The sequence below is a fragment of the Usitatibacter palustris genome (assembly GCF_013003985.1).
Classification (GTDB): Bacteria; Pseudomonadota; Gammaproteobacteria; order Burkholderiales; family Usitatibacteraceae; genus Usitatibacter; species Usitatibacter palustris.
In genome coordinates, this window is record NZ_CP053073.1 from 3,711,208 (window position 1) to 3,735,679 (window position 24,472).

The window sequence follows — 24,472 nt, forward strand, 5'->3', positions numbered from 1 at the left end:
TGGATCAATTAGGTGAGCCTCTGGATCAGGCGAATGCAAAGTGCCCTTTTGAGAGACGCATACCGAGGAGCGATGGCGGCTCCGACGTCGAGCGGCGTTAGAGCCAGTACTCCCAAATCCTCGCGGCGGCCTCGCGCATCCGGTTCTCGAACGGACGACGCTTCCAATCCTCGAGGGTGATGAGGTCGGAGTTGGTGATGTCCTTCTGGAACATGGCTTCCATCTGCGCGCCGAACTCGGGGCTGAGCACGACGGCATTGAGCTCATGGTTGTGCGTGAAGCTGCGCCAGTCGAAGTTGGCCGAGCCCACGGTGGACCAGACGCCGTCGATGACGGCGGTCTTCGAATGCAGGAGCCGCTCGCGCCGCTCGTAGATCTTCACGCCGGCCTCCAGGAGATCGGTGTAGTGCGAGCGGCCGGCGTGGAAGACGGCCCAGAAGTCGGTGAAGCTCGGCAGGATGATGGTCACGTCCACGCCGCGCGCCGTCGCCTCCTTCAGCGCTGCGAGCAGGACCGGATCCGGTACGAAGTAGGCCATCGTGATGTGAACCGACTTATCCGCGCTCTTCACGGCGGAGATGAGCGTCACGTAGATCGGATTCACTTCGTGGTCGCCCCAGCCGGCGAGCGTGCGCACCACTTCCTTGCCTTCGGGCTTCAACTGCGGATAGGCGTTCTTGAGCGGCGGCGGTTCCTTGGCCGACTTCATCCACGCTTCGACGAAGGTCTTCTGCAACTCGGTGACCGCGGGCCCTTCGATCTGCAGCTGCGTATCGCGCCACGAGCGGCCGTTGCTCTGGGGGCCGGAATTCGACCTGCGAAGCGTGGCCGAGCCGGCCGAATACACGCCGCTGATGTTGATGCCGCCCAGGAACGCGACCTTGCCGTCGACGATGAGGAGCTTCCGGTGATTGCGTTCGTTCAACTCCCAGCCCTTCTTCGCCTTCATCGGGTTCACGGGGTTGAACTCGTGCACCTCGATGCCGCCGTCGGCGAGGCGCTTGAAGAATTCGGGCGGCGTGTTGATCGAGCCCACCGAGTCGTACATGAGGTTCACCTGGGCGCCGCGCTTCTTCGCGGCGAGCAGCGCCTCGGCAAACTTCTCGCCGATCTCGTCGTCCTCGACGATGTACATCTCGAGGTGGACGGAGTCCCTGGCCTTGGCGATCTGCTCGAACATCGCCCTGTACGTCGCGGGGCCGTCCTGCAGGAGGGTCACCTTGTTGCCGACGCTGAGCGGGCTGCCGGCGATCGCTTCCTCCACCGCGAGATGGCGATCGAAGATCGCGGTCTCGGGCGAGCGGGCTTTCATGTTGTCGAGGATGGCCTTGCTCTGCGCCGCGGTCAGCGTGCCGCGCGCGCCGTCGAGCTTCACCGGCTCGTTGCGGGAGGCAAGCATCTCCCGCTCGATGGGCGGCATCGCGCAACTCGCGGTTGCGATGAGCATCGCGCTCAATGACGACGCGATCAGCAGGTCCTTCGCGATGCTCAGGATGACACCTCTTAGCTCAATATTCTGTCACTGCGGCCGAACTGGTACACCACGCGACGGCTGCGGCCGGGCCGGGTGGGAGCACTGAGAAGGGGGCAGGGCGGGTTGCGATAACCGCCCTCTTCGAGCGTGAGGTCTTCGGCGAGATCGGCCCAGAGGCCGCCGTGCACGGGCCGGAAGAGCCACGAAACGTAACCCGAGCGCGCCGCGGCTTCGACGAGGTCACCGGCATCCGGGACTTCCGCAACCACGGCGGGCTGGCCGTCGATGAGCGGTGGCTGGGCGGCGAAGGCACCCTGGCAGGCGATCGCTTCGGTGGCCGTTGCACCGGGACGGACATAGGGCAACGCTTCGGTGCGTGCGAGGTCCCACGCGCCGAGCTCCCAGGCGACATCGAGAATGGAGCTTTCGAGCTGTTCGAAGCGGTCCCAGCGCTCGTTGATCTGCAGCGCGGAGCTGGGGACCGTCTGGTAGGCGACGACGTTGGCGTCGGTGACGTCCGCGAGGCGCGTCTCGACGAATCCATGCCAGTGCAGCGTAAGGACCACCGGCGTATTCGCGTAGGGGACGGCGGCGAGCGTCACCCCCACCAGCGGAAGCCGGTTGGAAACGAGTTGCGTTTCAATGCAGTCGAGCAGATGCATGGCGCGTAACCCTCCCGGTGTGTGGAACACGAGATAACGCAAGCAAATGTCGTGCACGTCTCTTCTGCCATGGATCGATGGAGCGATGTTGCTAGCAGTCTGTCGGATTGGGTGCCAGTGGGGATGCCGAGGCGCTGTCAGTGGAATCCCACTGCCCCCCTGTCATCCTGAGGAGCGAAGCGACGAAGGACCTGCTTCAGGGGGTTCAAGAAAAGCGCGCTGCCGCGTTGTTAACCCCCTGAAGCAGGTCCTTCGTCGCTTCGCTCCTCAGGATGACAAAATCGCTTGTAGAATTCCCGCGTGCCCCTCATCGGACCCCAAGAAAAAGCCGAGCTCGAGGCCCTTGTCCTCGCAAAGCTCTCCGCGCACTTCGACCAGCACGGCGGCCCCGCGCTGCTGAAGGCGGGCGTGGGCGTGGTCGTGAACGCCGACGGCCCGGCCGTGTTCACCTCCCTGCGCGATACCGGCGCGGCGGCACTGGGATTCGTCGAAACGCGCACCCTCTTCACCGCGATGTGCCTGGTCACCGAGGGCAAGAACGACCTGCCCCGCGAATCGCTCGAGTCCCTGGCCAAGGAAGCCACCGCCGCCGTGGTCCACCAGATCAACCGCATCGCCCCCGGCGGCTGACGCGCGCGTGAGCAACCGCGAGGTCGTCGCCCGAAGCCTCGCCGCCATCTGGCACCCCTGTACGCAGATGAAGGCGCACGAGCGCTTTCCCCTGCTGCCCATCGCCCGCGGCGAAGGCGCGTGGCTCATCGACTTCGAGGGACGGCGCTACCTCGACGGCGTGAGCTCCTGGTGGGTGAACCTCTTCGGGCATTCGAACTTCGAGATCAATACGGCGCTGCTCGACCAGATGGGCAAGCTCGAGCACGTGATGCTGGCGGGCTTCACGCACGAGCCGGCGGTGGCGCTCGCGGAGCAGCTCTCGGCGCTCGCACCCGGCAGGCTAGGGCACGCGTTCTTCGCTTCCGACGGCGCTTCGGCCGCGGAGATCGCCCTCAAGATGGCGTTCCACTACTGGGCCAACCGCGGCCGCCCCGGCAAGAAGCGCTTCGTGGCGCTCGCGGGTGGTTATCACGGCGAAACGATCGGCGCGCTCTCCGTCACCGACGTCGCCATCTTCCGCGATGCGTATGGCCCGCTCCTCCGCGAGAACATTCTCGTTCCCTTCCCGGGTGACGCGGGGGCGATCGAAGCACTGGAGAAGGTTCTTGCCGAGCATTCGGGAGAAATTGCCGCGCTCATCGTCGAGCCGCTCGTCCAGGGGGCGAGCGGGATGCGGATGTATCCGTCGGCGTATCTCAAGCGCGCGCGCGAGCTCTGCACGAAGCGCGAGGTGCTGCTCATCGCCGACGAGATCATGACGGGGTTTGGGCGCACGGGCTCGATGTTCGCGTGCGAGCAGGCCGGCATTGCGCCCGACCTCCTGTGCCTGTCGAAAGGAATCACCGGCGGCTACCTGCCGCTGTCGTGCGTCCTTTCGAGCGACGAGGTGTATGCCGCGTTCTACGATGACGACGTGACGCGCGGCTTCCTGCATTCGCATTCGTACACCGGCAACGCGCTTGCGTGCCGCGCGGCACTGGCCGTGCTCGACATCTTCAAGCGCGACCATGTGATCGATGCCAATCGCGAGCGGGCGGCGCGCCTTTCGGAAGCCGCGCATGACGCGCTCGCCAAGCACCGCAACGTGCGCAACCTGCGCAACCTCGGGATGATCTGGGCCTTCGAAGTCGAGAGCGCCGATCCGCAGTTCGCGCGGAAGGCCTTCGAGTTGGCACTCCGCCGCGGCGTGCTGCTGCGGCCCATCGGGAAAACCGTCTACTTCATGCCGCCCTACATCGTGAGCGAAGCCGAGTTCGATCTGCTCGTCGATGCAGGAGTGGCCATCGCCGATGCTGCGTAGCTTCGCATTCGTGGTCCTCGCATTCCCGCTGCTCGCTTTCGCGGCCGAACTGCCCGCGCCAGTACGTGACGCGCTTGCCCGCGTCGGCGTTCCGCTTTCGGCCGTGGGCGCCATCGTCGTGCCGGTGGAAGGTGGAACCGCGCTCGTCGATCACAACGCGGGCAAACCGCTCAACCCCGCCTCCACGATCAAGGTCATCACGACGTATGCGGGCCTCGATCTCCTCGGCCCTGCCTTCACGTTCCGCACGCACTTCACGGTGACCGGCACGATCACGAACGGCGTGCTCGACGGCAACCTCGCGATTCGCGGCGGCGGCGATCCCAAGCTCTCGTACGAGCGGCTCTGGCAGGTCGCGCATTCGTTGCGCGCGCGCGGGCTGCGCGAGATCCGCGGCGACGTGATCCTCGATCGCTCGTACTTCGCGCCCGCCGTGCACGACCCCGCGAAGTTCGACGGCGAATCGCGGCGCGCGTACAACGTCGGGCCCGATGCGCTGCTCATCAACTTCAAGGCCGTGGACTTTCGGTTTGTTCCGGAGGGTGACGGGGTTCGGGTGATGGGCGAGCCGGACCTGCCCAACGTGGAGATCGCGAGCTCCCTGAAGCTCGTGAAGGAGCCGTGCGGCGCGTGGCGGCGCGGTCTCAAGTACGACATCGTGGAGATGGGGCTGATCGCGACGGCGAACTTCACCGGCACCTATCCCGCGTCGTGCGGCGAGAACACCTGGCCGCTCTCGGTCTTCGATGCGGACCGCTACGTGGAGTCGGTGTTTCGCTGGATCTGGAGCGAAGTGGGCGGCACGCTGCTGGGCAAGGTGCGGCCCGGCGCGACACCCGCCGAAGGCCGCCTCCTTTATATGCACGAGTCCGAGCCCCTCGCCTCGCTCGTGCGCGACATCAACAAGTATTCGAACAACGTGATGGCGCGACAGGTGTTCCTCACGCTCTCGGCGGAGAAGGCCGGCGTGCCCGGTGACGCTGCAGCGAGCACGCGCGTCGTTCGCGAATGGCTGAAGACGAAAGGCATCGCCGCCCCGGAGCTCGTGCTCGAAAACGGATCGGGGCTATCGCGTGCCGAGCGCGCGAGTGCCGCGACGCTGGCGGCCGTGCTGCGCAGCGCATGGGCGAGCTCGGTCATGCCCGAGCTGATCTCGTCGTTCCCGGTGTTCGCCGTGGATGGCACGCTGAAGAAGCGCGTGGGCGATGCCGCCGGCCAGGCGCACCTCAAGGGCGGAACGCTGACCGGCGTGCAAAGCGTTGCGGGCTACGTTCTCGACTCGAAAGGGCGACGGTGGGTGGTGGTGATCGTCGCAAACCACGACAACGCGAACCGGGCGCAGCCGGCGTTCGATGCGTTAGTGGACTGGGTGCAACGCGGGAAATAAGTGGGGTCAGACTCGACTTAATTTGATTCTGTGGATAACTGAAGCCCCACCCAGTTATCCACAGAATCAAATTAAGTCGAGTCTGACCCCACTTATTTCGGTTCCACGCCCCAGTTGGTGTCGCGGGGGGTGGGGAAGCTGCGCGCGTGGTGGACTTCGATGCGCGCCACCCCGTCGAGGCGGCGTGGAATGCCCAGGCGCAGCGTGCCGCCGGGCGTGATCCACTCGGCGATGCGGATGAAGCGACCGGCTGCGAGGTCGCGCGTGAAGCCGGCACCGAACGTGCCTTCCTCGAACGTCGTGGCAGGGCGGCCGAAGCGCTCGATCATCGAACGCAGCACGCGTTCGTAGACCCGCGCGGGGTCGTCGCCGCCTCCGGTGGGTGAGAGCGAAACCACGAGCGCGGCGCGGTCGATGCGCCCGTGCGCGTTCATGAGCATGAGGCGCTGGCGCTCCTCGACCTCGGGCAGCAACCGGACTTCGTACACGACGGCCGTGGGCTCGCGCGTACCGCCGGTGATTCCCGATGCGGAGAGGCGCGTGAGCGTGTCGTCGAGTCCGTCGCCCGGTGCGATCGAGGTCAGCACGCTCGCATCGCGCGTGATGGGTCCCGCGGCTCCACCCACGACGGCGAGCGGTGCGCCCGCGGGTGCGACGGTCGGCGTGCTGTCGAAGTAGTACGTCCACGTGATACCCGCGCGATACGCTTCGGTCTTCTCGCCCGGTGAGGGCTTGCGATCGAACACGGTGATGTCGGCGCCGAATTCGTGGCGGCCCCAGCGATACCGGTAGTCCGCTGCGAAGTTGACGGTGTCGAGGTCCGGCGCCGCGGGTGCAGACGGATCCTGCGCCAGGCGGCCGGCGTTCAGGTTGAAGCGATGCGGGCCGCCGAAGAGCGAGAGCTGCACGGTCGGCTGCACGTCGCGTGTCGCGAACGGCGTGCCGCTCACGTCGCGCCACAGGACGCCCGCGCCGATGCTTCCCGAGACGACGCCGAATGAAACCGGATACAACACGTTCACGCCGACCTGCTTGGTGCGCGGATCGGTGCCGACGAGCACGCGGTCGTCCACACGCTGGTAGAGCAGGTTCCCACTGACGACCCACGGACCGAAGGACTGCGAGTAGTACGCGTTGGCCGTGACGTTGCGCTGGTCGAGCGAGCGGTCCTCGCGTTCGAGCTCCTGGCCGAACACATCGACGCCCAGGTTGCCCTTGCCAAACACCGGGCCCGCGACGCCCGCGCCGATCACGCGCGTCTCGAGCGGGTTCGCGCTCTCGGCGAAGTCGCGCCACGACTGCACGCGCGCGCGCCACGCGAGGCCGCCCGCGGTGAGGTAGTTGAGGTGAGCCTCGGCGGCCCGGCGGTCGGGAATGATCGTCGCGCCGAAGGGCCGGTAGTCCTGGCCGTAGCGTTCGCCGCGCAAGCGCCACGAGAGCCCGGTGCCGGTGAGCGAACCCGAGAGTTGCGCGAAGAGACCGGAGTCGTCGCGATCGCCGCGCAGGTATGCGACTTCCGCTTCGGCACGCCACTGCGTCGATCCGAGCGAGAATGGCGTTTCGGCGGCAAGGCTCGCCACATCCTGTGTCTGGTCCGCGCGCTCGTTGCGAAGCAGGTTCGCCGTGAGGCGCACGCGGCCCAGCTCCATCAGCCACGACGCGCCGTAGGAGTTGTCGTCGTCCCACTGGAGATGGCGCCAGGAATTCTGGAACGCGCCGGCGAAGAGGAGGATCGACTGGCGCAGGTCGCCGGAGGGCTGCAGCTCGACCGCCACGCCCTTCAGCGGCCGCTGCTGCGTGCGCGTGCTGGTGAACGCGAAGAAGTCACCGGCTTCGGCGCGGTAGGCGATCGCGCCCTCGCCGTTCTCGCGCGAGAGGAGCAGGCGCTCGGGAACGATGTCGCGGTCCTGCGCGCGGTACGGTGAATCGTTGATCACCCCCGCGACGTGCCCGCGCCAGCGATCGAACGACGACGGTTGCCACGTCGCGTTCACCGCGAGCTCGTCATAGCCCGTGGTGAGCGAGAACGGATAGGGCGAGGCCGTTTGCAGGCCGCGCGTGTCGTAGCGTTCCCAGCGCGCGGTGTTCGAGCCCGAGATCACGAGCTCCTGGGCCTGCGCCGCGCCCGCCGCGCACAGCGCGAGGAGCACCGCCCCGCGCAGCCTCACGGCTGGTCCCCGCGTCCGCGAATCGTGACCACCCATTCGTTGGTGCCGTCGCGCCGCTGGAATCCGGTGGCGTCGTTGAACTCCACCTGGGTGCGCACGGTGACGTTGAGCTTCGAGACGATGCGCCCGCCCTGGCGATACTGGTCGATCACCTGCCAGCCCTGGATCGCGGTCACGCGAAGCCGCGCGTCCTTCTGCTGCGCCGAGACCAGTGCGTCGCTCAATTGGTCGCGGTTGGGGAAGCTCGCAGCGAGCATCGATTGCAGGCGGCGCGCCGTCCACGCATTGGCGATCGAGTTCACCACGCCTTCGACGCGATCGCGCGGCACGGGAATCGGCGGCGAGATGCGAACCGCGCCTTCGGGCGTGGCCGAGGGTGCGGCCGGGCGCGCGATCGGATTGAAACTGCGCGACTCCTGCGCCGGCGCCGCGACGGCGAACGCGAGGACAAGGACCGCAAGCAGGGCGCGCTTCATGGTCCGCTCCTCGAGCACGCCATCGTGCAGGTTCCACCACCGCTGCTCACGATGTTGGCGGTGAACGAGTTGTTGCTCGTGCGCGTGATCGTCGCGCGGTGGTTCGCCTGGCCGAAGTAAGTGAGCGTGCTGCTGTCGGAGTTGAGCGTGGCCGTGCAACCGGTGAAGGTCGCGGGGCCGACCGCGTCGAACGGCGAGACCGTGACGCGCAGTCCGCTCACCGTGACGCTCTGCGGCGTGGGCGTGGGCGAGCAGCTTCCGCCGCACGAGTAAGGCGAGCCTGCGTTGGGCGTCCACGCGTTGCCCGTCGGACCGCACGGACCGGTGTCCTGGTCGTCGTCGATGATCGTGACGGAGGCCACCGACGGCGCGCCGAGCGTGGCTCCTCCCGTCGGGCCGTTGAGCGCGACCTGGAACGTTTCGTTGCCCTCGAGGATCGTGTCGTTCACGATCGACACCGTGAAGCTCTTGGTGCCGGTATCGCCGTTCTCCCAGACGAGCGTGGCCTGCGTGGACTGGTAATCAGAGCCGACGCTGGCACTTCCCGAGCCGCCGCCCGTGAGCGCCTGCACCGTGACCTGGCCCGCGCTGCCGCCGGTGCGCGTGACGAGGACAGTCACGACACCCGCGTTCTCCTGGACCGAATACGTCGCCGAGGTGAACTGCAGGTTGCCCGCCGGTTGCGGCGGCGCGACCGAATCGTTGTCGGCGATGGTCACCGTCGCGCGCGAGGGCGCACCGATGGAAGCACCGCCTTCCACGTTGTCGAGCACCACGGTGAAGGTTTCCGCGTCCTCGACCTGAGTGTCGTCGATGATCGAGATCACGAAGGTCTTGCCGCCGGTCTCGCCGCTTTCCCAGCGCAGCCGTCCGGTCGCTGCCGCGTAGTCCGCGCCCGGCGTGGCCGAACCGGGGGCCGTCGCATAGCCCACGCTCACGATGCCCTGCGCTCCGCCGCTGCGAACGGCGGTGATGAGCACGGCTCCGCCCTCGCCGCCCGAGTACGTGGCCGACGAGAGAGTGATCGTCCCGGGCGCGCCGGGGGTGACCGGCCCCGTGCCGCCGCCGATGACGCCGATGGGATCGGTGGGATTGAACGGGTTGTGGCCGAAGACACCGATCACGACGTCGACGGTGACTGGCGTGCAGTAGCGTTCTTCGCACGCGCGCAGCGCTTCAGAGGCGGCGGGTTCCCTCGCGGCGACCTCCGTGCGGCGCTTCGCGAGCTCCTTGAAGGAGTCCTTCATCGCGTCGATGCGCTCCGCCTCGCGGCGCAGGTAGTCCCTCTCGCTGATGAGCTCGGCGCGCTTCCCATTCATCAGCTCGAGCTCCTGCGAGCGGCCCGGCACGAGTGAGCCCAGGCCCGTCATGCTCTCGCGCATCTCGCGACGCTTCGCGTCGAGCTGCTCGAGCTGGTGCTTGAGCTTGCCCATCTGCTCGATCAGCCCTTCCTGCCTCCTGAACTCCTCGTTGAGGCGCGCGATCTCGCGGTCGAGGTAGATGAGCTCGCCGAGGATCGCCGACAGGGCGTCGGCCTGCGGCTGGCACTCGGGGCACGCAGCCTTCAACCGGTTGTAGGAGCCCGCCCATCCGGGGATCACGCCGATGTCGCCACCGCGGCCCGGATCGGTGAAGGTCCCGCCGCCACCACCGGTGCAGAGGTTCTTCACGATGAAGCGGTCGCGCAGCGCGATCTCCGCGTTGGCGAGGCGCACGTTGAGGTCCCGGAGCGCCGTGCCCCAGCCGTGGTACTTGGCGAGGTCCGCCTGCGACATCCCGGGCGGCGGCGCGTAGTAGTCGGGCAGCCGGGGCCGGGTCATCGTCGGCACGCCGCACGTCTTCGCGAGGCAGGCGACGAGGGCCGCGCGCGCGAGGCGCACCTTGGCCAGCGCGTCGTCAGCGGCGTTGCGTCGCTCGCCGATGCGACCGCGTTGCAGGAAGAGCTCCGCGAGGATCTTCTGCTCGGCGGTCAGGTCCTTCATCAGCTGGTCGATGTAGTCCTTGTCCTCCTTGATCTTCGCGTCGGAGATCCCCTTCAGTTCGGTGAACGCGATCTTGGCGAGGGCCGCGGCGAGGTTCCTGCCGGCCTCGCCCTTGATGTTGAACTTCTCGCCGGCCTCCTTCGCCGCCTTCATTTCCGCGCGCATCTTGTCGGCTGCGTTCGCGAGGTCGGAGGCATAGCCCTTGAAGTCGTTCACGCGGCTCGCCTGCTCGGGCGTGAGGCCGAGGCCTTCGGTGAGCGAGGCCACCGGCGTGGCCGAGACCTTGTCCGGATCCCCGCCCGAGATCGACGTGCCCGTCTTGATGCCGTCCTGGATGACGTTCTCGACGTCCTTCGCGGTTTGATACAGGCCGTCGAGCTTCGCGGCGAGGTTGTCGCCGGGGAGGACCGTGCCATCCTTGATCATTCCCTCGACGTCGCCCGCGAGCGAAGCGAGGTTCATCATCATCGAGGCGAAGTTCGTGAAGAACTCCCGGATCGCGAGCACGCGGATGGCGCGGTCGAGGTTCGCGGATGAGATGCCCGCCTGCGAAATGACGTTGTTGTGCGCCTGCGCCGAGCTTGCGGCCGCGCGGTTGAGCGCGCCGACCATTTCATCGAGATACGCTTCCGCGTCGATCAGCGACTGCGCGAGCTTGGTCGCGGTCTCGCAGGTTTCGACGACGGGGCATGGATAACCGGTGCACTCGTTGGCGAGCGCGAGGATCGCCTCGGCGTGCGCCTTCACCGCGTCGATGTCGGCGTTGCCGCGCGGGACGATCGGCTCGGTCGCGTCGTAGAGGCTTTTCGCGGAGTCGGCGGAAGAGCCCGGGCGCGGCGTACCGCCGCCCGGCATCACGTTCGTGGTGTTGGCCGGTTGAGCGCCACGCAGCACTTCAGCCTTGAGCTTGCGGCCTTCCGGCGTGAGGAGCTCGTCGGGAATGTTGCGCAGGCCTTCGCCGACAGCCTCGGGCGTCCCCGGAAGGGGCGAGGGCCGCTGGGCGTGAGCAGGAAGGGGGATGAGTGCGGCAAGGGCAAACCACGCCCCTGCAACTGCAGCTGTCGCGATGCGGAACACACGACCTCGCAAGCAAAACTCCCCTGAATCATTTCTTGTTGTTGAGGCAATCTAGAATGTCGGCGTCGGCGGGACACCCCCTGAGCAGGGGGTATCGCCGCGCCCGCAGGGAGTGCGATGTTCAAAGGATGCGCACCAACATGAAACACGCAGCCACCGTCGCGAGCGTGCGCGCGCTGTGCGCGCTCGGGCTTCCGGGCGAGCAGCTCATCCCGGCGCTGCTCGAGGCGCTGCATCGCGCGATTCCCTCGTCGCGCAACCTCTTCGACTGGACCGACGAGCAGGGCCGCCTCGTGCGCTATTTCTTCGAGGGGCCGATCGACGCGGAGATCGCGCGCCACTACTTCGAGTCGTTCTACAACCAGGCGGGCGAGATCGAGGCGATGGGCTCGTTCCAGGACACGGTCACCGGGCGCGCCTCGATCCGCAGTGCGGCGGAGCTCGACAGCGCGACGTTCTTCCGCTCGGCGCTCTACAACGAGATCTGGCGGCCGCAGGGCCTGCACAGCCGCGTGGAGGCGATCGTGAAGGACGTGCACGGCCGGCCGCTCGGTTCGCTCGTGCTCTATCGCGAGAAAGGCGATCCGCCCTTCACGCAGGCCGAGGAGCGCCTGCTCGCGGACCTTACGCCCTACATCGCGCGCGCCCTCACGGTGGACAACGTGATGTCGCTCGACTTCGTCGCGCGGCGCGAGCGGCGTGCGGTGCTCAACCTCGCGGGAGACGGCGCGCTCCTGCACCTGTCGCAGGACGCGCACAAGATGCTGTTGCTCTCGCACGGCGGCATCACGCCGGAATCCGCGGGACGCGTTCCCAGCGTGGCCGACTTCGGCACGCTCCAGCTGCTGGCCGACCAGATCCATCGGCACGAGCGCGCTTCGCGGCACCAGGTCGCCCTCACCGTGGACAACGCGTGGGGGCGGTTCGTCTTCGAGGCCGAGCCGCTCGCCGCGGCCACCGAAGGCGCGCCCGGCGCGATCCACGTGAGCATCCAGCACCAGGAGCCGCGCGCGGTGGCCTGGCGGCGCGCGCTCTCCGGGCTCAACCTCTCGATCGCGCAGACCGAGGTGTGCGCCCTCATGCGGGCGGGCTATACGCAGCGCCAGATCGCGGCCGCGCTTTCCATCGCGCCCAACACCGTTTCGGACCACGTCCGGAAGATCTACACCCGGCTCGACGTCCATTCGGTCAGGGAGCTGTGCATCCGGGTGGACGAACTCGTCGTCTGACCCTGTCGAATTGGCGCCCCGCCATTCGACTACCCCGGACTATTGGACAATAAGGAGTCACGATGTGGCCCGCGCGAGCCATTGCGGCGGTATTGAAGGTCCATGCGTGGAAGAAGAGGGTCCATGACGCTCGCAAGGCAGGAAATCGAGAGGGTTTACCGGGAAGAGTCACGCCGGGTGCTGGCGACGCTTATCCGTTTGCTGGGCGATTTCGACCTCGCCGAGGAGGCCCTGCATGACGCATTCATCGCGGCGGTCGAGCAGTGGCCGACCGAGGGCGTGCCCGGCAATCCGCGCGCATGGCTGGTATCGACCGGGCGCTTCAAGGCGATCGACAAGATCCGGCGGCGCGCGAAATTCGACGTGTCGCTCGAGGACGTGGCCGAGCGCATCGACGAGATGGCCGACCCCAACATCACCGAGGATCACGAAGGCGTGGAAGACGATCGCCTGCGCCTCGTCTTCACCTGCTGCCACCCGGCGCTGATGCCCGACGCGCAGGTGGCGCTCACGCTCCGCGAGGTGGTCGGCCTCACCACGGAGGAGATCGCGCGCGCGTACATCGCCAAGCCCTCGGCGATCGCGCAGCGCATCGTGCGCGCGAAGAACAAGATCCGCGAGGCGAAGATTCCCTATGAAGTGCCCGCACGGTCCGAGCTGCCCACGCGGTTGGACAGTGTGTTGCGGGTGATCTACCTCGTGTTCAACGAGGGCTATCTCGCATCGTCAGGGGAGATGTTGACGCGACATGACCTGTCGGGGGAAGCGATCCGCCTCGGTCGCCTGATCATCGAACTCCTGCCCGAACCCGAAGCCGTGGGGCTGCTCGCGCTGATGCTTTTGCAGGAGTCGCGCCGTGCCGCGCGCACCACACCCAGTGGCGACCTCATCCTGCTCGCCGACCAGGATCGCTCGAAGTGGAATCGCGACCAGATCGCCGACGGGATCAAGCTCGTCGAGGGCGTACTCGGTTCCGGGCGCTTCGGTCCTTACACGTTGCAGGCGGCCATCGCGGCCGTGCACGCGGAGGCAGCGAGCGCCGACGACACCGACTGGGCGCAGATCGTGAGCCTCTACGACGTGTTGCTGCGCGCCGATCCCTCGCCGGTCGTGGAGCTCAACCGCGCGGTGGCGGTCGCCATGCGCGACGGGCCCGCGATGGGGCTCGCGTTGATCGACGATCTGCTCGCGCAGGGCGATCTCGAGGAGTACTACCTCGCGCATTCGGCGCGTGCGGACCTGTGCAGGCGATTGGGGATGAAGGCCGAAGCGGCGAAGTCGTACAAGCGCGCGCTGCAGCTTACGCAGACCGCGTCGGAGAAACGTTTCCTGGAAGGACGATTGAAGGAGTTGTCATGAAATACATTTGCCAGATCTATCTCGATGAGGAAAGCATGGGCGCGATGCCCACGCCGGAAGTGGAGGCGTTGAACCTCGAGCACCACCACTACGACGACGAGCTGATGCGCGGCGGCCAACTGCTCGCCACCGGCGCGCTCTCGCCCTCGAGCTCCACGAGTTGCGTGCGCGTGCGCGGCGGCAAGGTCACCGTGACCGATGGCCCGTTCGCGGAGACCAAGGAGCAGGTCGCCGGGTTCTTTCTCATCGAAGCGCGCGACCTCAACGAGGCGATCCAGATCGGCTCGCGGATTCCTTCGGCGCGCCTCGGGACGGTTGAAGTGCGTGCCCTCGCGCCGCTGGTCATCGGTGGCAAGGACTACTGGTGCATGGATCGCCTGGGAATGAGGGCATGAAGTACGTGTGCCTGATCTACCAGAACGACAAGGTCTTCGAGGCAATGCCCGACGCGGAGCGCGCTGCATTCCGCCAGGCGTGCACGGATTCGCATGCGGCGCTCATGAAGCGCGGCCGCTACCTCGCGGCGGCGGCGCTGAAGGATGTCGATACGGCGACGACGATTCGCGTGCGTGACGACCGGACATCGGTCACCGACGGGCCGTTCGCGGAAACCAAGGAGCAGCTCGCGGGGCTGATCTTCATCGAGGCGGACGATCTCGACGAGGCCATTGCAGTCGCGAAGACGATTCCGGCCGTGAGGGTGGGGTCGGTGGAGATCAGGGCTGCGGAGGGCGGGACGTTTTCGTGAGGCGGCGGTAATTGGCCATGTGGCGCAGAGCTTCCTGGGGCTTGCCGAATTTCTCGTAGAGCAGGCCCAGGTTGTAGTGCGCGTCGGCGCAATCGGGATCGACCCGCACCGCGCCTTCGTACGCCTTCATGGCGTCGTGCTCGCGATGCATGTCCTCGAGCAGCACACCCAGGTTGAAGAGCAGGATCGAATCGGCGCCGACGGTTTCCAGCGCTTCGATGTACGCGCGCTTGGCTTCGCCGAACTTGCGGGCTTCATGCAGCGCCACCGCGCGATTGATGATCTCCGCGCTGGAAGGCACTTCTGCTTCCGGCTCCGGTTTGCGTTCGACGACCGCAAGGGAACCCACGGCAGGATCGCCCTCGAACGCGAGGACGTATTGGCCGGACTCCACCTGCCAGCGCGCTGTCCCATCCTTCACGACGACGCGATCACCGACGGCGGAGATGCTGAGTCCCGACATCGGCATCGAGGCCGGGAGGTCGCGGCGCAGTTCGCGCAGCGACTTCATGATGCGGCGGTTGGGGACCTTCGCCGCGACGAGAGCCGCCGCGGTGCGCAGGACGATCAGGTCCTGGAAGGAAAAGATGAAGGCGTTGCGCGGGCCGCGGGCGGGAACGACGAAGCCGGCGTTGATCAGCGAGCGGATCGTGCTGCGCGGAAGCCGCAGCAGCTTCTCGACATCCGCGACGCCGTACCCGGACACTAAGTCTTCTTGGCTTGCTTGCGCGCAGCCGGCGCGACCGCTTCCTTCTCAGCGACGCGCTTCGCGGGCTTGCCCTTCTTCTCGAGGCTCGCACGCAGAGCTTCCATGAGGTCGATCACCTGCGCGCCAGTCTCGGGCGCCTCGGTGGCGACGATCTCCTCGCCCTCGACCTTCTTCTGCACGGCCTTCTCGATGCGCTCGGCCACGTCGTCCTTGTAGTCGTCCGGATTGAAGCTGTCGGAGGACTGCGCGTCGATGAGCTGGTTCGCAAGCTTGAGCTCGGCGGGCTTCACGGGCGTCTCGGGAATCTCGAGCTCCTTGATCGAGCGCACTTCGCCCGCGTAGAGGAGCTGCTGCATGATCAGTCCGTCCTCGACGGGACGAAGCATCACGATGTACTGCTTGCCGCGCGCGGCCCAGCGGCCCAGCGCACAGCGCTTCGAATCGCGCAGTGCCTTCGTGAAGAGCGCATACGGTTTCGCGCCGCCCTTGTCCGGCCCCAGGTAGTAGGCCTTGTCGAAGTACACGGGGTCGATCGAGGCGATCGGCACGAACTCGGTGATCTCGGCGGTGTGCGTTCCCGTTTCCTCGAGGGCCTTGAGCTCCTCGGGCGAGAACATCACGTACTGGTCCTTCGTGAATTCGAAGCCCTTCACGATGTCTTCGCGCGCGACCGGAATCTCTTCCTTGATGCAGATGTACTGCTGGCGCAGGCGCGAGCCGCATGCCTTGTGGAGCATGTTGAAGTGGATGCCCTTGCTCGCTTCGGTCGCCGAATACAGCTTCACCGGGATCGAAACCAGCCCGAACGACACCGTCAAACTTCCGATGGATCGTGCAGCCATGTGGACCTCCTAGGACCGGACATAGTAGTGAAGTCCAAATAAACAGTCAAATCAGGGCTTTGTAACAAACTCTTCGTGCGGTTTCGCGAATTCTGGGACGAGGGCATCCAGGACCGCGGCCGGATTGTGAGCAATCACGCTCAGGAGCACCTTTGCAGCCCCGCGCGGCTGGCGATCGCCACGTTCCCAGTGCCTCAGCGTCTCCACGGAAAAGCCGAAATGGCGCGCGAACTGGGTCTGGGTAAGCCCCAGTCGCGTGCGCAGATCCGCAACATCCATCGGCACCGGCCGCCGTGATCGAGGTGTCCGAGTGCGCGCGTTGCCACCAGGACGTTCGGGATTGGCGAGCAGCCAGAGGTGGTAGCGGGAGTATGGCGGGCGTGGTTTGCGGCTGAGCGGGCTGGGCATCGCGATATCTCGATTGCAGGGCATCACGGCGTGTGAAAGATTGATCCCAAAATTTCCCTGTGAAAAAACCGGTCCATTGGACTACCTCCCCGCTCGATTGACGACCTCCATCACGGTGCAGAGGTAGTCCAATGGACCGGTTTTTTCACAGGGAAATTTTGGGATCAATCTTTCACTCGCCGTGAGGTCTCCTCAACGCGCGACTCTTCGTGCCGCTGACCCTACTTCCCACCCTTCAGCGCGCGCTCCAGGCTCTGTTTGATCGTCAACGCGTCCTGCCAGCGGTCGCCGGTTTCGGCGAGGCGCTCGGCGGCGTTGGTCATGCGGAAGTCGAGCGGGTGGGCGGTGGCGAGCTCTTCCCAGGTGAGGGGCATCGAGACCGGTGCGCCGGGTGCGCCGCGCGGCGAGTACGCGACGTTCAAGGTCTTGCCGCGCACGTTCATGTTGTAGTCCATGAAGATCTTGCCGGTGCGCTTGGGGATGCTCCACTCGAGCGTGATGTCCTTCGGATGGCCGCGCATCAGGTGGCGCCCCACCAATTCCGAAACGTGGCGCGCCGCGTCAAAATCGATCGTTCGACGAATGGGCACGAAGACATGCAAGCCGGTCTTGCCCGAGGTCTTCACGATCGGATTGAGCGACATGCCCTGGAGCAGTTCGCGCAACCAGAACGCGACTTCCTTGCCCTTCTCGAAGGCCACGGTGTTGAGCTCGGGCTCCTCGCCCTTGCCTTCCTTGCCCGAGTAGATGTACGGATCGAGGTCGAAGACCACGTAGTCGGGATAGTTGAGGATCGAGGCGTCCATCGAGGCTTCGGATTCGGCGAAGTTCGTGTCCTTGGTCACGGAATCGGGTCCGGGCTTCGAGCGCGAATGCCAGATGTGGAACTCGAGCGTTCCCGATTGCGCGAGCCACAGCAGCGTCGGCAGGTTGTTGCAGACCAGGTACTCCTGGCTCTCGTCCTTGCTGCCCGAATACACGGTGATCGTATCGACGAACTCGGGGCGCTCCTGCTCCCAGTGCTTCTGGAAGAAGCGCTGCCCCTTGATGCCGTCGGGCATGCGGATCATCGTGAGCGGCCGGTCGGCGAGGTGCGTGAGGATATAAGGCGAGACCTGCGCGAAATAGCGAATGAGGTCGCGCTTGGTGAGGGCCGGCTGGTCGACGGACGGATCGGCGGGCCAGTACACGCGATCGAGGTTCGTGAGCTTCACGACCTGCTTGCCCACCACGAGCGAGAGAGCGGTCTTCTTTGCTTCGAGCTGCGCAAGGACGGCGGCGATCGTGGGGTCGCCACCTGCGGCGGCCTCGGGTGCCGTGGCGGTTCGCGTCTCGACGCGAGTGACCTTCTTCGCATCGACATCATCACGCAGGCGCAGGAACACGGGCGCACGCAACGCACCGTCATCCGTCCAGTTCTGGAAGTTCACCTCCGCGACGAGCTTCGGCTCGACCCACACGGCCTCGCCATTCAACTCGGGCTCTTCCTCGAAGGGACGAGTCTTCCGCGCGAGCGGATCGAGCAGCGCCCTCACCTTCTTCAACGTCTTCTCGTCGAAGCCCGAACCCACGTGCGAGGCGAAGTGAAACTTCCTTCCCTTCCAGTAGCCCAGCAGCAGCGAGCCGAATCCGGAGCGCGAGCCCTTTCCCTTTGTATAACCACCGATCACGAAGTCCGCGGTCTGCGTGGGCTTCACCTTGATCCACGACGAGGAACGCTTGCCCGCCTCGTACGTACTGTCCTTGCGTTTGCCCATCACGCCTTCGAACCCGCTCGCCATCGCGGCGGTGTTGAGCGCGACGCCGTCGTCGGCCGCGTGCACGAGCTGCACGAGCGGCGACGGGAGCAGGCACTGGGCGAGGTAGCGGCGCCGATCGCGATACGTGCTCTTGCGTAAATCCACGCCCTCGAAATAGAGGAGATCGAATGCGCAGAAGACGACCGGCGTATTCGCGTCGGCATCCTGCATCGCGCCGAAGGAGGGACGGCCCGACGCGTCGAAGGCGACCACTTCGCCGTCGAGCACCATGCCGTTGACCGCCTGCTTGGCGAGCTCCGCGGCAAGCTTCGGAAATTTCTCCGCATAGTCGATGCCGCGGCGCGAGCGCAGCCGCACGCCGGACTCCTCGATGAACGCGAGCACGCGGTAGCCGTCGAGCTTCGGCTCCCACATCCAGTCGGCCTTGTTGAAGACCTTTTCGCCGGTCTCCGCGAGCATCGGCTCGATCTTGGGCATCGCGACAATCGGACCGGTCGGCACGAGGCGCGAAGCGGGAATGCGCTGCGGGCTCACCACCTTCAGCTCGGGCACCGCGATCCCGGTGATCACCGACCGGTTCTTCTCGGTGACGTCCTCGTCCGTCACAAACCGATCCTGGTGCTTGATCATCAGCCAGGCCTTGTCCTCCTTCGTCTTCACGAGCGCGAAGGAACCCTTCAGCTTCTCGCCGCGCAGCGTAATGCTGAGCTTGCCCTTGGCCATCCCCTCGCGGATGAGGCGCTCGGCCTCCTCGCGGTCGTGATACCAGTGGCCCTTCTTGCCCTTCGCGTCCTCGTCGGGCGAATAGACGCCGCAGTCCCACACGATCACTTCGCCCGCGCCGTACTGCCCCTTGGGAATGATCCCTTCAAATGCCGCATACCCATACGGATGATTTTCAGTCCGCACCGCGAGCCGCTTCTCGGCGCGGTCGAGCGACGGCCCCTTCGGCACCGCCCAGGACATGAGGACGCCATCGCACTCGAGGCGGAAGTCGTAGTGCAAGCGTGTCGCCGCATGCTGCTGCACGACAAACAGCAACGGACCGGCGCGGTCCTTCGCGAGCTCGGGTCCGGGCTCGGGCGTTGCGGTGAAGGTGCGCTTGGCGGAGTATTCGCGCAGGTCATCCTTGGCCATGCACCATGATAACCACCATGAAGCTCTACGCTGGCGCGAGCGGCTACTCGTTCAAGGAATGGAAGGGCACGTTCTACCCGGAGAAGATCAAGGCCGAGGAAATGCTCGCGTACTACAGCGAGCGGCTGCCCACGGTGGAGATCAACAACACGTTCTACCGGATGCCCAAGGCCACGGTGCTCGAGAACTGGGCGAAGACCGTACCCGCCGCTTTTCGGTTTTCCATCAAAGCCTCGCGCCGGATCACGCACATCTCGCGCATCAAGGCCGAATCCTCGACCGAGCCGCTGGGCTTCCTCTACACGAACCTCGCCGCGCTGGGCGCCAAGCGCGCCGCGGTGCTGTTCCAGCTCCCGCCGAACATGAAGAAGGACCTCCCGCGCCTCAACGACTTCCTCGCCCTCCTGCCGCAGGGACATTGCGCCGCGTTCGAGTTCCGTAACGAAACGTGGTTTTCCGATGACGTCTATGACGCCCTGAAGTCGGCCAAGGCCGCCCTCGTGCTTTCGGAACGCGAAGACAACGCGCCTCCGCCCCTCGTGGAGACGACCTCCTGGGGCTATCTGCGCCTTCGCCTCGAGACCTACTCGGAGAAGGACCTCGCGAAGTGGGCCGAGCACATCGCCGCCACCGGCTGGAAGGAGGCGTTCGTCTACTTCATGCACGAACCCACCGCTCCGGAATACGCCGCGACATTGCTGAAGAAACCGTAACACTCGCCGGCGGCGGCTCCTGTCGAAATACGCGTTTCGCGTTCGACAAGGTTGGCAGTGCCCAACCAACCTCAGGAGCCAGACCATGCGTTTCATGTCGATCTACCGTTCCGTCGAAAAGAACCGTCCGCCCACCGTCGAGGAAATGACGAGGATGGGTGCCCTCACCGAAGAAATGACGAAGAAGGGCGTGCTCATCGCCACTGGCGGCTGCATGCCGAGCTTCCTGGGCGCACGGGTGCGCGCGAAGGGCGGGAAGCTCACCGTCACCGACGGCCCGTTCACCGAGACCAAGGAAATCGTCGGCGGCTTCGCGATCATGGAGTGCGCCTCGAAGGCCGAGGCGATCGAGCTCGCGAAGACCTTCCTCAAGTGCATCGACGAGGACGGCGAGTGCGAAGTGCGCCAGATGGGCGACGAGGCCAACTGCGGCGGGACCGCGCCGGTGTTCGAGAGCGCGGCGGCGTGATTGAAGCGCCTCGGATCGTCCGGATCGCGGAGCAACTGACCGCGGTCATTCCGTTCGCCATCCCGCGCGCGGATATCGCGAAGGTGATGGGGCCCGGAATCGGCGAGCTGATGGAAGTCGTGAAGGCCCAGGGGATCGGTCCGACCGGCCCCTGGTTCTCGCATCACCACCAGATGGATCCGCACATCTTCGATTTCGAAATCGGCGTGCCGGTGAGCGCCGCGGTGAAACCGCGCGGCCGCGTGAAGGAAAGCCGGCTTCCGGGAGGCCGCGTGGCGCGCGCGATGTATACCGGCGGCTACGAAGGCCTGGGTGCCGCGTGGGGCGCGTTCGAGAAATGGCTCGTGACCAACGGCCATGCTCCCGCCCGCAATCTCTGGGAATGTTACGTAACCGATGACGTCACGGAGCTGAACCGCCCGGTCCTCGGCGGAGAGTAGACTCGCAACTCCTCAATCAGGGAGGATGCGATGAAGAACGCAATTTGTATTTCTTTCATGCTGGGCCTGGCGTTGCCCGCCCTGGGCGACGAAACCTGCAACTCCCCCTACACGACCGCACTCATCAAGGGACAGGAAGACTACGTCCACGTGTGGACGCTCGGGGTGAAGGACCTCGGCGACGGGCAGGACAAGCTCGTCACGATCGGCGCCAATCCGAAATCGAAGGACTACGGGAAAGTCGTCTCGAGCGTCTCGGTGGGTTCGCGCGGTGAAGCGCATCACATGGGCTTCACAGACGATCGCCGTTACCTCTGGGCGGGCGGACTCTCGGACAACTTGATCCATGTCTTCGACGTGGCCAATCCCGAGAAGCCCAGGCTCGTGCGCACGATCAAGAACCTCGGCGAGAAGACCGGCTACCTCGGGCCGCACACGTTCTACGCGATGCCCGGCCGCATGCTGATCGGCACGCTCTCGAACACGAAGGACAAGGGCGGCGTCACCGGCATGGCGGTCTACAACAACAAGGGCGACTTCGTCGCGAAGTACGACATGCCCACCGACAAGGGCGGCGACGGCTACGGCTACGACATCGCGATCAACCCCGCGAAGAACGTGCTGCTCACCTCGAGCTTCGCGGGCTACAACAACTACATGCGCCCGCTCGGCGAGCTGATCAAGGACGCCGAGGCGATGAAGAAGTTCGGCAACACGATGGTCGTGTGGGATCTCAAGGCGATGAAGCCCAAGCAGGTGCTCGCGGTTCCGGGCGCGCCGCTCGAGGTTCGCTGGTCGCTCAAATCCGGCGACAACTGGGCGATCACCGCTGCGGCACTCACCTCGAAGCTCTGGCTCGTGAAGCAGGACGCGAAGGGTGAGTGGGTCGCGAAGGACGTCGGCACGATCGGCGACCCGTCGAAGATCCCGCTGCCGGTCGACATCAGCATCACCGCCGACGGCAAGGGTCTCTGGGTCAACACCTTCATGGACGGCAAGACCCGCTACTTCGATCTCACGAATCCCGAGCAGCCGAAGCAGACCTACGAGAAGGTCACCGGCAAGCAGGTGAACATGATCTCGCAGAGCTGGGACGGCAAGCGCGTGTACGTGACCTCCTCGCTGCTGGAGAACTGGGACAAGGGCGGTGCGGACAACGAGCAGTTCGTGCGCGCCTTCAACTGGGACGGCAAGGAGCTCAAACCGGCCTTTGAAGTCGATTTTGCGAAAGAAAAGCTCGGCCGCGCGCACCACATGAAGTTCACGGCGAAGGCTCGTTGAAAGGTTCCTCGCTTCTCTTCGCAGTAACGCTCGTTGCCCTCGCCGACGTTCACGCCGCGCAGGGTGACGAGCGCATCATCGCGCCGCAGCAGCTCTTCACGCCGCCGCCGGCGGGAAGCTATCAACTCCCGCCGATCCTCGCCGCACCCGATGGCCGCGTGCTCGACGAGCGTGGCCGCCCGCGGCAGCTGCGTGACCTCACGCGCGGGCGCATCACGCTGCTCTCGTTCATCTACACTCACTGCACCGATGCCGTGGGCTGCCCGCTCGCCTTCTCGACGCTCGCCCAGGTTCGCGATCGCCTCGCGGGGCGCGTGAAGGGCGCGCAGCTCGTGAGCCTTTCCTTCAACCCCGACTACGACACCCCGGACGTGATGCGCATGTTCTCGAAGAGCTTCGATGGCGGAACGAAGGAGCCTGCGTGGCATTTCCTCACGACCGCATCTCCCGCGCAGCTGGCGCCGCTGCTCGAAGGCTTCGGCCAGGACGTTTCGCCCGCGGGCGAGAAGCGCCTCGACCACACGCTCCGGGTGTTCCTCATCGATCGCCAGCAACGCGTGCGTGAGATCTACTCCAGCGCGTATCTCCTGCCCGAAGTCATCGTGAACGACATGCTTACGCTCGCGGGTGAATCGCGATGAACCAGGCGCCGCCGCTCACGGGTTACAACGCCTTCAGCGAGAACACCTGGATTCCCGTGCTCGATCCGGTCCGCGAGAAAGCATTGGCTCTCGGGGCGCTCGTGGGAAGCGAGGCGGGCCAGGAACTCGCGGCCAATGCCAATCGCCATGAGCCCGAACTCCGTACGCACGACCGCTACGGCAAGCGCATCGACACGGTGGAATTCCATCCGAGCTACCACGCGCTCATGCAGCACGCGTTTGGCGGGGGCGTGCACTCCGCGGCGTGGACGGCCCGGTCCGATGGATTCTCGGCGCACGCGACACTCTTCTACCTCTGGAACCAGCTCGAGCAGGGGACAGCATGTCCGGTGACGATGACGTTCGCCAGCATCGCGGTCCTTCGCCAGGCGCCGGAGATCGCCCGCGAGTGGGAACCGAAGGTGCTCGCCAACGCCTACGACCCGCGGCCCCTGCCCTTCGCGCAGAAACAGGGCGTGACGATCGGCATGGCGATGACGGAGAAGCAGGGCGGCTCGGACTTGCGCATGGTGCGAACCGAGGCGCGCGCGACGGCGAACGGCGAATACCTGCTCACCGGCCACAAGTGGTTCTGCTCGGCGCCGATGAGCGACGCGTTCTTCACGCTCGCGCGCCTGCCCGAGGGCGTGACGTGCTTCTTCGTGCCGCGCTCTTTGCCTGACGGCACGCGCAACACCTTCCTCATCCAGCGGCTGAAGGACAAGTGCGGCAACCGCTCGAACGCGTCCTCCGAGATCGAATACCGCGACACGCGCGCGTGGCTCGTCGGCGAGCCGGGCCGCGGGATCGCGACCATCATCGAGATGGCGCACCTCACTCGCTTCGACATCGTCGTCGGCACCGCGGGGATGATGCGCGTCGCGTTCGACCAGGCGCTGCACCACGCGCGACATCGAGAAGCGTTCGGGAAGAAACTTTCCGAGCACGCGCTCATGCAGAACGTGCTCGCGGATCTTTCCCTCGAAGCCGAGGCCGCCGCGCGCCTCGCCTTTCATCTCGCGCGTGCCTTCGACGCGAAAGAGGCTGCGATCACTCGCATCCTCACGCCCGTCGCCAAGTATTGGCACTGCAAGCGCCTGCCGGTCATGACGGTCGAGGCGATGGAAGTGCTCGGGGGCAACGGCTATGTCGAGGAAGCCATGCTCGCGCGCCTCTACCGCGAAGCGCCGCTCAACGGCATTTGGGAAGGCAGCGGCAACGTGATCTGCCTGGATGTCCTGCGCTCGCTCGCGAAGTCGACGGAAGGTCTCGAGATGTTGCTCGCGGAGATGCAGGGCACGGGGGATGGACGACTCGTGCGACATGCGACCGCGATTCGCGCGTTGCTCGCGAAGAACGAAGGGCTCGAGGCTTCAGCGCGGCGGCTCGTGGAAATGATCGCCTTGGGTGTGCAGGCGACACTGATGGTCCGGCAGTCGTCGAGCAAGGATGGCGAGTTGTTCGTGGCGTCGCGGATTGCGGGAGATTCAGGGCGACAGTTGGGAACACTGTCGTCCTCTTCACTGTCATCCTGAGGGCCGCAGTTGCCCGAAGGACCTGCTTGAACAGCGAAGCGGATTTGTACTGTTGACCCCCTA

The 24,472-nt window shown here is 65.8% G+C and carries 22 protein-coding genes; 13 read left to right on the forward strand and 9 right to left on the reverse strand.

All coding sequences use genetic code 11. The annotated features are described in order from the left end of the window. Window positions 1-97 precede the first annotated feature (97 nt). Both cls and DSM104440_RS18040 read right to left on the reverse strand, forming a co-directional pair. Entirely contained in the window at window positions 98-1,447 is a 1,350-nt protein-coding gene (gene cls / locus DSM104440_RS18035) for a cardiolipin synthase (RefSeq protein ID WP_212758134.1), read from the reverse strand. A gap of 56 nt (window positions 1,448-1,503) precedes the next feature. Beyond that, the gene (locus DSM104440_RS18040; protein ID WP_171165126.1) at window positions 1,504-2,136 is read right to left on the reverse strand and encodes a diguanylate cyclase; all 633 of its coding nucleotides are present in this window, start codon (window positions 2,134-2,136) and stop codon (window positions 1,504-1,506) included. A 300-nt stretch (window positions 2,137-2,436) separates the two neighbouring features. Between DSM104440_RS18040 and DSM104440_RS18045 the strand changes: the two genes are divergently transcribed. From DSM104440_RS18045 to dacB, 3 genes are read left to right on the forward strand one after another with little or no spacing between them, the layout of a single operon-like run. Beyond that, window positions 2,437-2,766 (forward strand): hypothetical protein, encoded by a 330-nt coding sequence (locus DSM104440_RS18045; protein WP_171165127.1) that lies wholly within the window; start codon window positions 2,437-2,439, stop codon window positions 2,764-2,766. Between the two features lie 7 nt (window positions 2,767-2,773). Continuing rightward, window positions 2,774-4,048 (forward strand): adenosylmethionine--8-amino-7-oxononanoate transaminase, encoded by a 1,275-nt coding sequence (locus tag DSM104440_RS18050; protein ID WP_171165128.1) that lies wholly within the window; start codon window positions 2,774-2,776, stop codon window positions 4,046-4,048. After that, a complete protein-coding gene (dacB, locus tag DSM104440_RS18055; RefSeq protein ID WP_171165129.1) occupies window positions 4,038-5,435 on the forward strand; it encodes a D-alanyl-D-alanine carboxypeptidase/D-alanyl-D-alanine endopeptidase in 1,398 nt (465 codons plus the stop codon). The genes DSM104440_RS18050 and dacB overlap by 11 nt, the downstream gene beginning before the upstream one ends. A 92-nt stretch (window positions 5,436-5,527) precedes the next feature. On the opposite strand, the gene DSM104440_RS18060 is transcribed toward dacB, so the two are convergent. Genes DSM104440_RS18060 through DSM104440_RS18070 form a run of 3 tightly spaced genes read right to left on the reverse strand, consistent with a single transcriptional unit; the run spans window position 5,528 to window position 11,138 of the window. Next, window positions 5,528-7,603: a hypothetical protein gene (locus DSM104440_RS18060; protein WP_171165130.1), complete on the reverse strand. Its 2,076-nt coding sequence runs from the start codon at window positions 7,601-7,603 to the stop codon at window positions 5,528-5,530. After that, window positions 7,600-8,079, reverse strand: coding sequence for a hypothetical protein (locus DSM104440_RS18065; RefSeq protein WP_171165131.1), 480 nt, complete (start codon window positions 8,077-8,079; stop codon window positions 7,600-7,602). Before DSM104440_RS18065 ends, DSM104440_RS18060 begins: the two co-directional genes overlap by 4 nt. Further along, window positions 8,076-11,138 carry a Calx-beta domain-containing protein gene (locus tag DSM104440_RS18070; protein ID WP_171165133.1) on the reverse strand — a complete coding sequence of 1,021 codons (3,063 nt, stop codon included), beginning with the start codon at window positions 11,136-11,138 and terminating at the stop codon, window positions 8,076-8,078. The genes DSM104440_RS18065 and DSM104440_RS18070 overlap by 4 nt, the downstream gene beginning before the upstream one ends. Before the next feature lie 140 nt (window positions 11,139-11,278). Between DSM104440_RS18070 and DSM104440_RS18075 the strand changes: the two genes are divergently transcribed. The 4 genes from DSM104440_RS18075 (at window position 11,279) to DSM104440_RS18090 (ending at window position 14,474) form a co-directional block, all read left to right on the forward strand. Beyond that, a complete protein-coding gene (locus tag DSM104440_RS18075) occupies window positions 11,279-12,367 on the forward strand; it encodes a helix-turn-helix transcriptional regulator (RefSeq protein ID WP_171165135.1) in 1,089 nt (362 codons plus the stop codon). Window positions 12,368-12,490: 123 nt separating this feature from the next. Further along, window positions 12,491-13,726: an RNA polymerase sigma factor gene (locus DSM104440_RS18080; RefSeq protein ID WP_171165136.1), complete on the forward strand. Its 1,236-nt coding sequence runs from the start codon at window positions 12,491-12,493 to the stop codon at window positions 13,724-13,726. Continuing rightward, a complete protein-coding gene (locus tag DSM104440_RS18085) occupies window positions 13,723-14,121 on the forward strand; it encodes a YciI family protein (RefSeq protein WP_171165137.1) in 399 nt (132 codons plus the stop codon). Before DSM104440_RS18080 ends, DSM104440_RS18085 begins: the two co-directional genes overlap by 4 nt. After that, a complete protein-coding gene (locus DSM104440_RS18090; RefSeq protein ID WP_171165138.1) occupies window positions 14,118-14,474 on the forward strand; it encodes a YciI family protein in 357 nt (118 codons plus the stop codon). The genes DSM104440_RS18085 and DSM104440_RS18090 overlap by 4 nt, the downstream gene beginning before the upstream one ends. Here DSM104440_RS18090 and DSM104440_RS18095 read toward each other — a convergent pair. The 4 genes from DSM104440_RS18095 to ligD form a co-directional block, all read right to left on the reverse strand. Then, window positions 14,443-15,180, reverse strand: coding sequence for a tetratricopeptide repeat protein (locus DSM104440_RS18095; protein ID WP_171165139.1), 738 nt, complete (start codon window positions 15,178-15,180; stop codon window positions 14,443-14,445). The genes DSM104440_RS18090 and DSM104440_RS18095 overlap by 32 nt on opposite strands. Further along, window positions 15,180-16,025, reverse strand: coding sequence for a non-homologous end joining protein Ku (gene ku, locus DSM104440_RS18100; RefSeq protein ID WP_171165140.1), 846 nt, complete (start codon window positions 16,023-16,025; stop codon window positions 15,180-15,182). Before ku ends, DSM104440_RS18095 begins: the two co-directional genes overlap by 1 nt. 51 nt (window positions 16,026-16,076) lie before the next feature. Beyond that, entirely contained in the window at window positions 16,077-16,433 is a 357-nt protein-coding gene (locus DSM104440_RS18105; RefSeq protein ID WP_171165141.1) for a helix-turn-helix domain-containing protein, read from the reverse strand. Window positions 16,434-16,654: 221 nt separating this feature from the next. Continuing rightward, window positions 16,655-19,330, reverse strand: coding sequence for a DNA ligase D (ligD, locus tag DSM104440_RS18110; RefSeq protein ID WP_171165143.1), 2,676 nt, complete (start codon window positions 19,328-19,330; stop codon window positions 16,655-16,657). 17 nt (window positions 19,331-19,347) lie between these two features. Between ligD and DSM104440_RS18115 the strand changes: the two genes are divergently transcribed. The 6 genes from DSM104440_RS18115 (at window position 19,348) to DSM104440_RS18140 (ending at window position 24,409) form a co-directional block, all read left to right on the forward strand. Continuing rightward, window positions 19,348-20,043 (forward strand): DUF72 domain-containing protein, encoded by a 696-nt coding sequence (locus DSM104440_RS18115; RefSeq protein WP_171165145.1) that lies wholly within the window; start codon window positions 19,348-19,350, stop codon window positions 20,041-20,043. A gap of 85 nt (window positions 20,044-20,128) precedes the next feature. Beyond that, window positions 20,129-20,512, forward strand: coding sequence for a YciI family protein (locus DSM104440_RS18120; protein ID WP_171165148.1), 384 nt, complete (start codon window positions 20,129-20,131; stop codon window positions 20,510-20,512). Beyond that, a complete protein-coding gene (locus DSM104440_RS18125) occupies window positions 20,509-20,952 on the forward strand; it encodes a GyrI-like domain-containing protein (RefSeq protein ID WP_171165150.1) in 444 nt (147 codons plus the stop codon). The genes DSM104440_RS18120 and DSM104440_RS18125 overlap by 4 nt, the downstream gene beginning before the upstream one ends. A 30-nt stretch (window positions 20,953-20,982) precedes the next feature. Next, on the forward strand, window positions 20,983-22,233 hold the full coding sequence (gene mtoX / locus DSM104440_RS18130) for a methanethiol oxidase (protein ID WP_171165152.1): 1,251 nt from the start codon (window positions 20,983-20,985) through the stop codon (window positions 22,231-22,233). Next, window positions 22,230-22,874, forward strand: a complete 645-nt coding sequence (locus DSM104440_RS18135) for an SCO family protein (protein ID WP_171165154.1) — start codon at window positions 22,230-22,232, stop codon at window positions 22,872-22,874. The genes mtoX and DSM104440_RS18135 overlap by 4 nt, the downstream gene beginning before the upstream one ends. Beyond that, window positions 22,871-24,409, forward strand: coding sequence for an acyl-CoA dehydrogenase family protein (locus DSM104440_RS18140; RefSeq protein WP_171165156.1), 1,539 nt, complete (start codon window positions 22,871-22,873; stop codon window positions 24,407-24,409). Before DSM104440_RS18135 ends, DSM104440_RS18140 begins: the two co-directional genes overlap by 4 nt. The last annotated feature ends 63 nt before the right edge of the window (window positions 24,410-24,472 follow it).

Bases quoted from the DNA above. Each gene is read 5' to 3' on its own strand.
- cls (WP_212758134.1), bottom strand. From the start codon at position 1,447: ATGCTCATCGCAACCGCGAGTTGCGCGATGCCGCCCATCGAGCGGGAG.
- DSM104440_RS18040 (WP_171165126.1), bottom strand. From the start codon at position 2,136: ATGCATCTGCTCGACTGCATTGAAACGCAACTCGTTTCCAACCGGCTT.
- dacB (WP_171165129.1), top strand. From the start codon at position 4,038: ATGCTGCGTAGCTTCGCATTCGTGGTCCTCGCATTCCCGCTGCTCGCT.
- DSM104440_RS18065 (WP_171165131.1), bottom strand. From the start codon at position 8,079: ATGAAGCGCGCCCTGCTTGCGGTCCTTGTCCTCGCGTTCGCCGTCGCG.
- DSM104440_RS18075 (WP_171165135.1), top strand. From the start codon at position 11,279: ATGAAACACGCAGCCACCGTCGCGAGCGTGCGCGCGCTGTGCGCGCTC.
- DSM104440_RS18080 (WP_171165136.1), top strand. From the start codon at position 12,491: ATGACGCTCGCAAGGCAGGAAATCGAGAGGGTTTACCGGGAAGAGTCA.
- DSM104440_RS18085 (WP_171165137.1), top strand. From the start codon at position 13,723: ATGAAATACATTTGCCAGATCTATCTCGATGAGGAAAGCATGGGCGCG.
- DSM104440_RS18090 (WP_171165138.1), top strand. From the start codon at position 14,118: ATGAAGTACGTGTGCCTGATCTACCAGAACGACAAGGTCTTCGAGGCA.
- ku (WP_171165140.1), bottom strand. From the start codon at position 16,025: ATGGCTGCACGATCCATCGGAAGTTTGACGGTGTCGTTCGGGCTGGTT.
- DSM104440_RS18105 (WP_171165141.1), bottom strand. From the start codon at position 16,433: ATGCCCAGCCCGCTCAGCCGCAAACCACGCCCGCCATACTCCCGCTAC.
- ligD (WP_171165143.1), bottom strand. From the start codon at position 19,330: ATGGCCAAGGATGACCTGCGCGAATACTCCGCCAAGCGCACCTTCACC.
- DSM104440_RS18115 (WP_171165145.1), top strand. From the start codon at position 19,348: ATGAAGCTCTACGCTGGCGCGAGCGGCTACTCGTTCAAGGAATGGAAG.
- DSM104440_RS18120 (WP_171165148.1), top strand. From the start codon at position 20,129: ATGCGTTTCATGTCGATCTACCGTTCCGTCGAAAAGAACCGTCCGCCC.
- mtoX (WP_171165152.1), top strand. From the start codon at position 20,983: ATGAAGAACGCAATTTGTATTTCTTTCATGCTGGGCCTGGCGTTGCCC.
- DSM104440_RS18140 (WP_171165156.1), top strand. From the start codon at position 22,871: ATGAACCAGGCGCCGCCGCTCACGGGTTACAACGCCTTCAGCGAGAAC.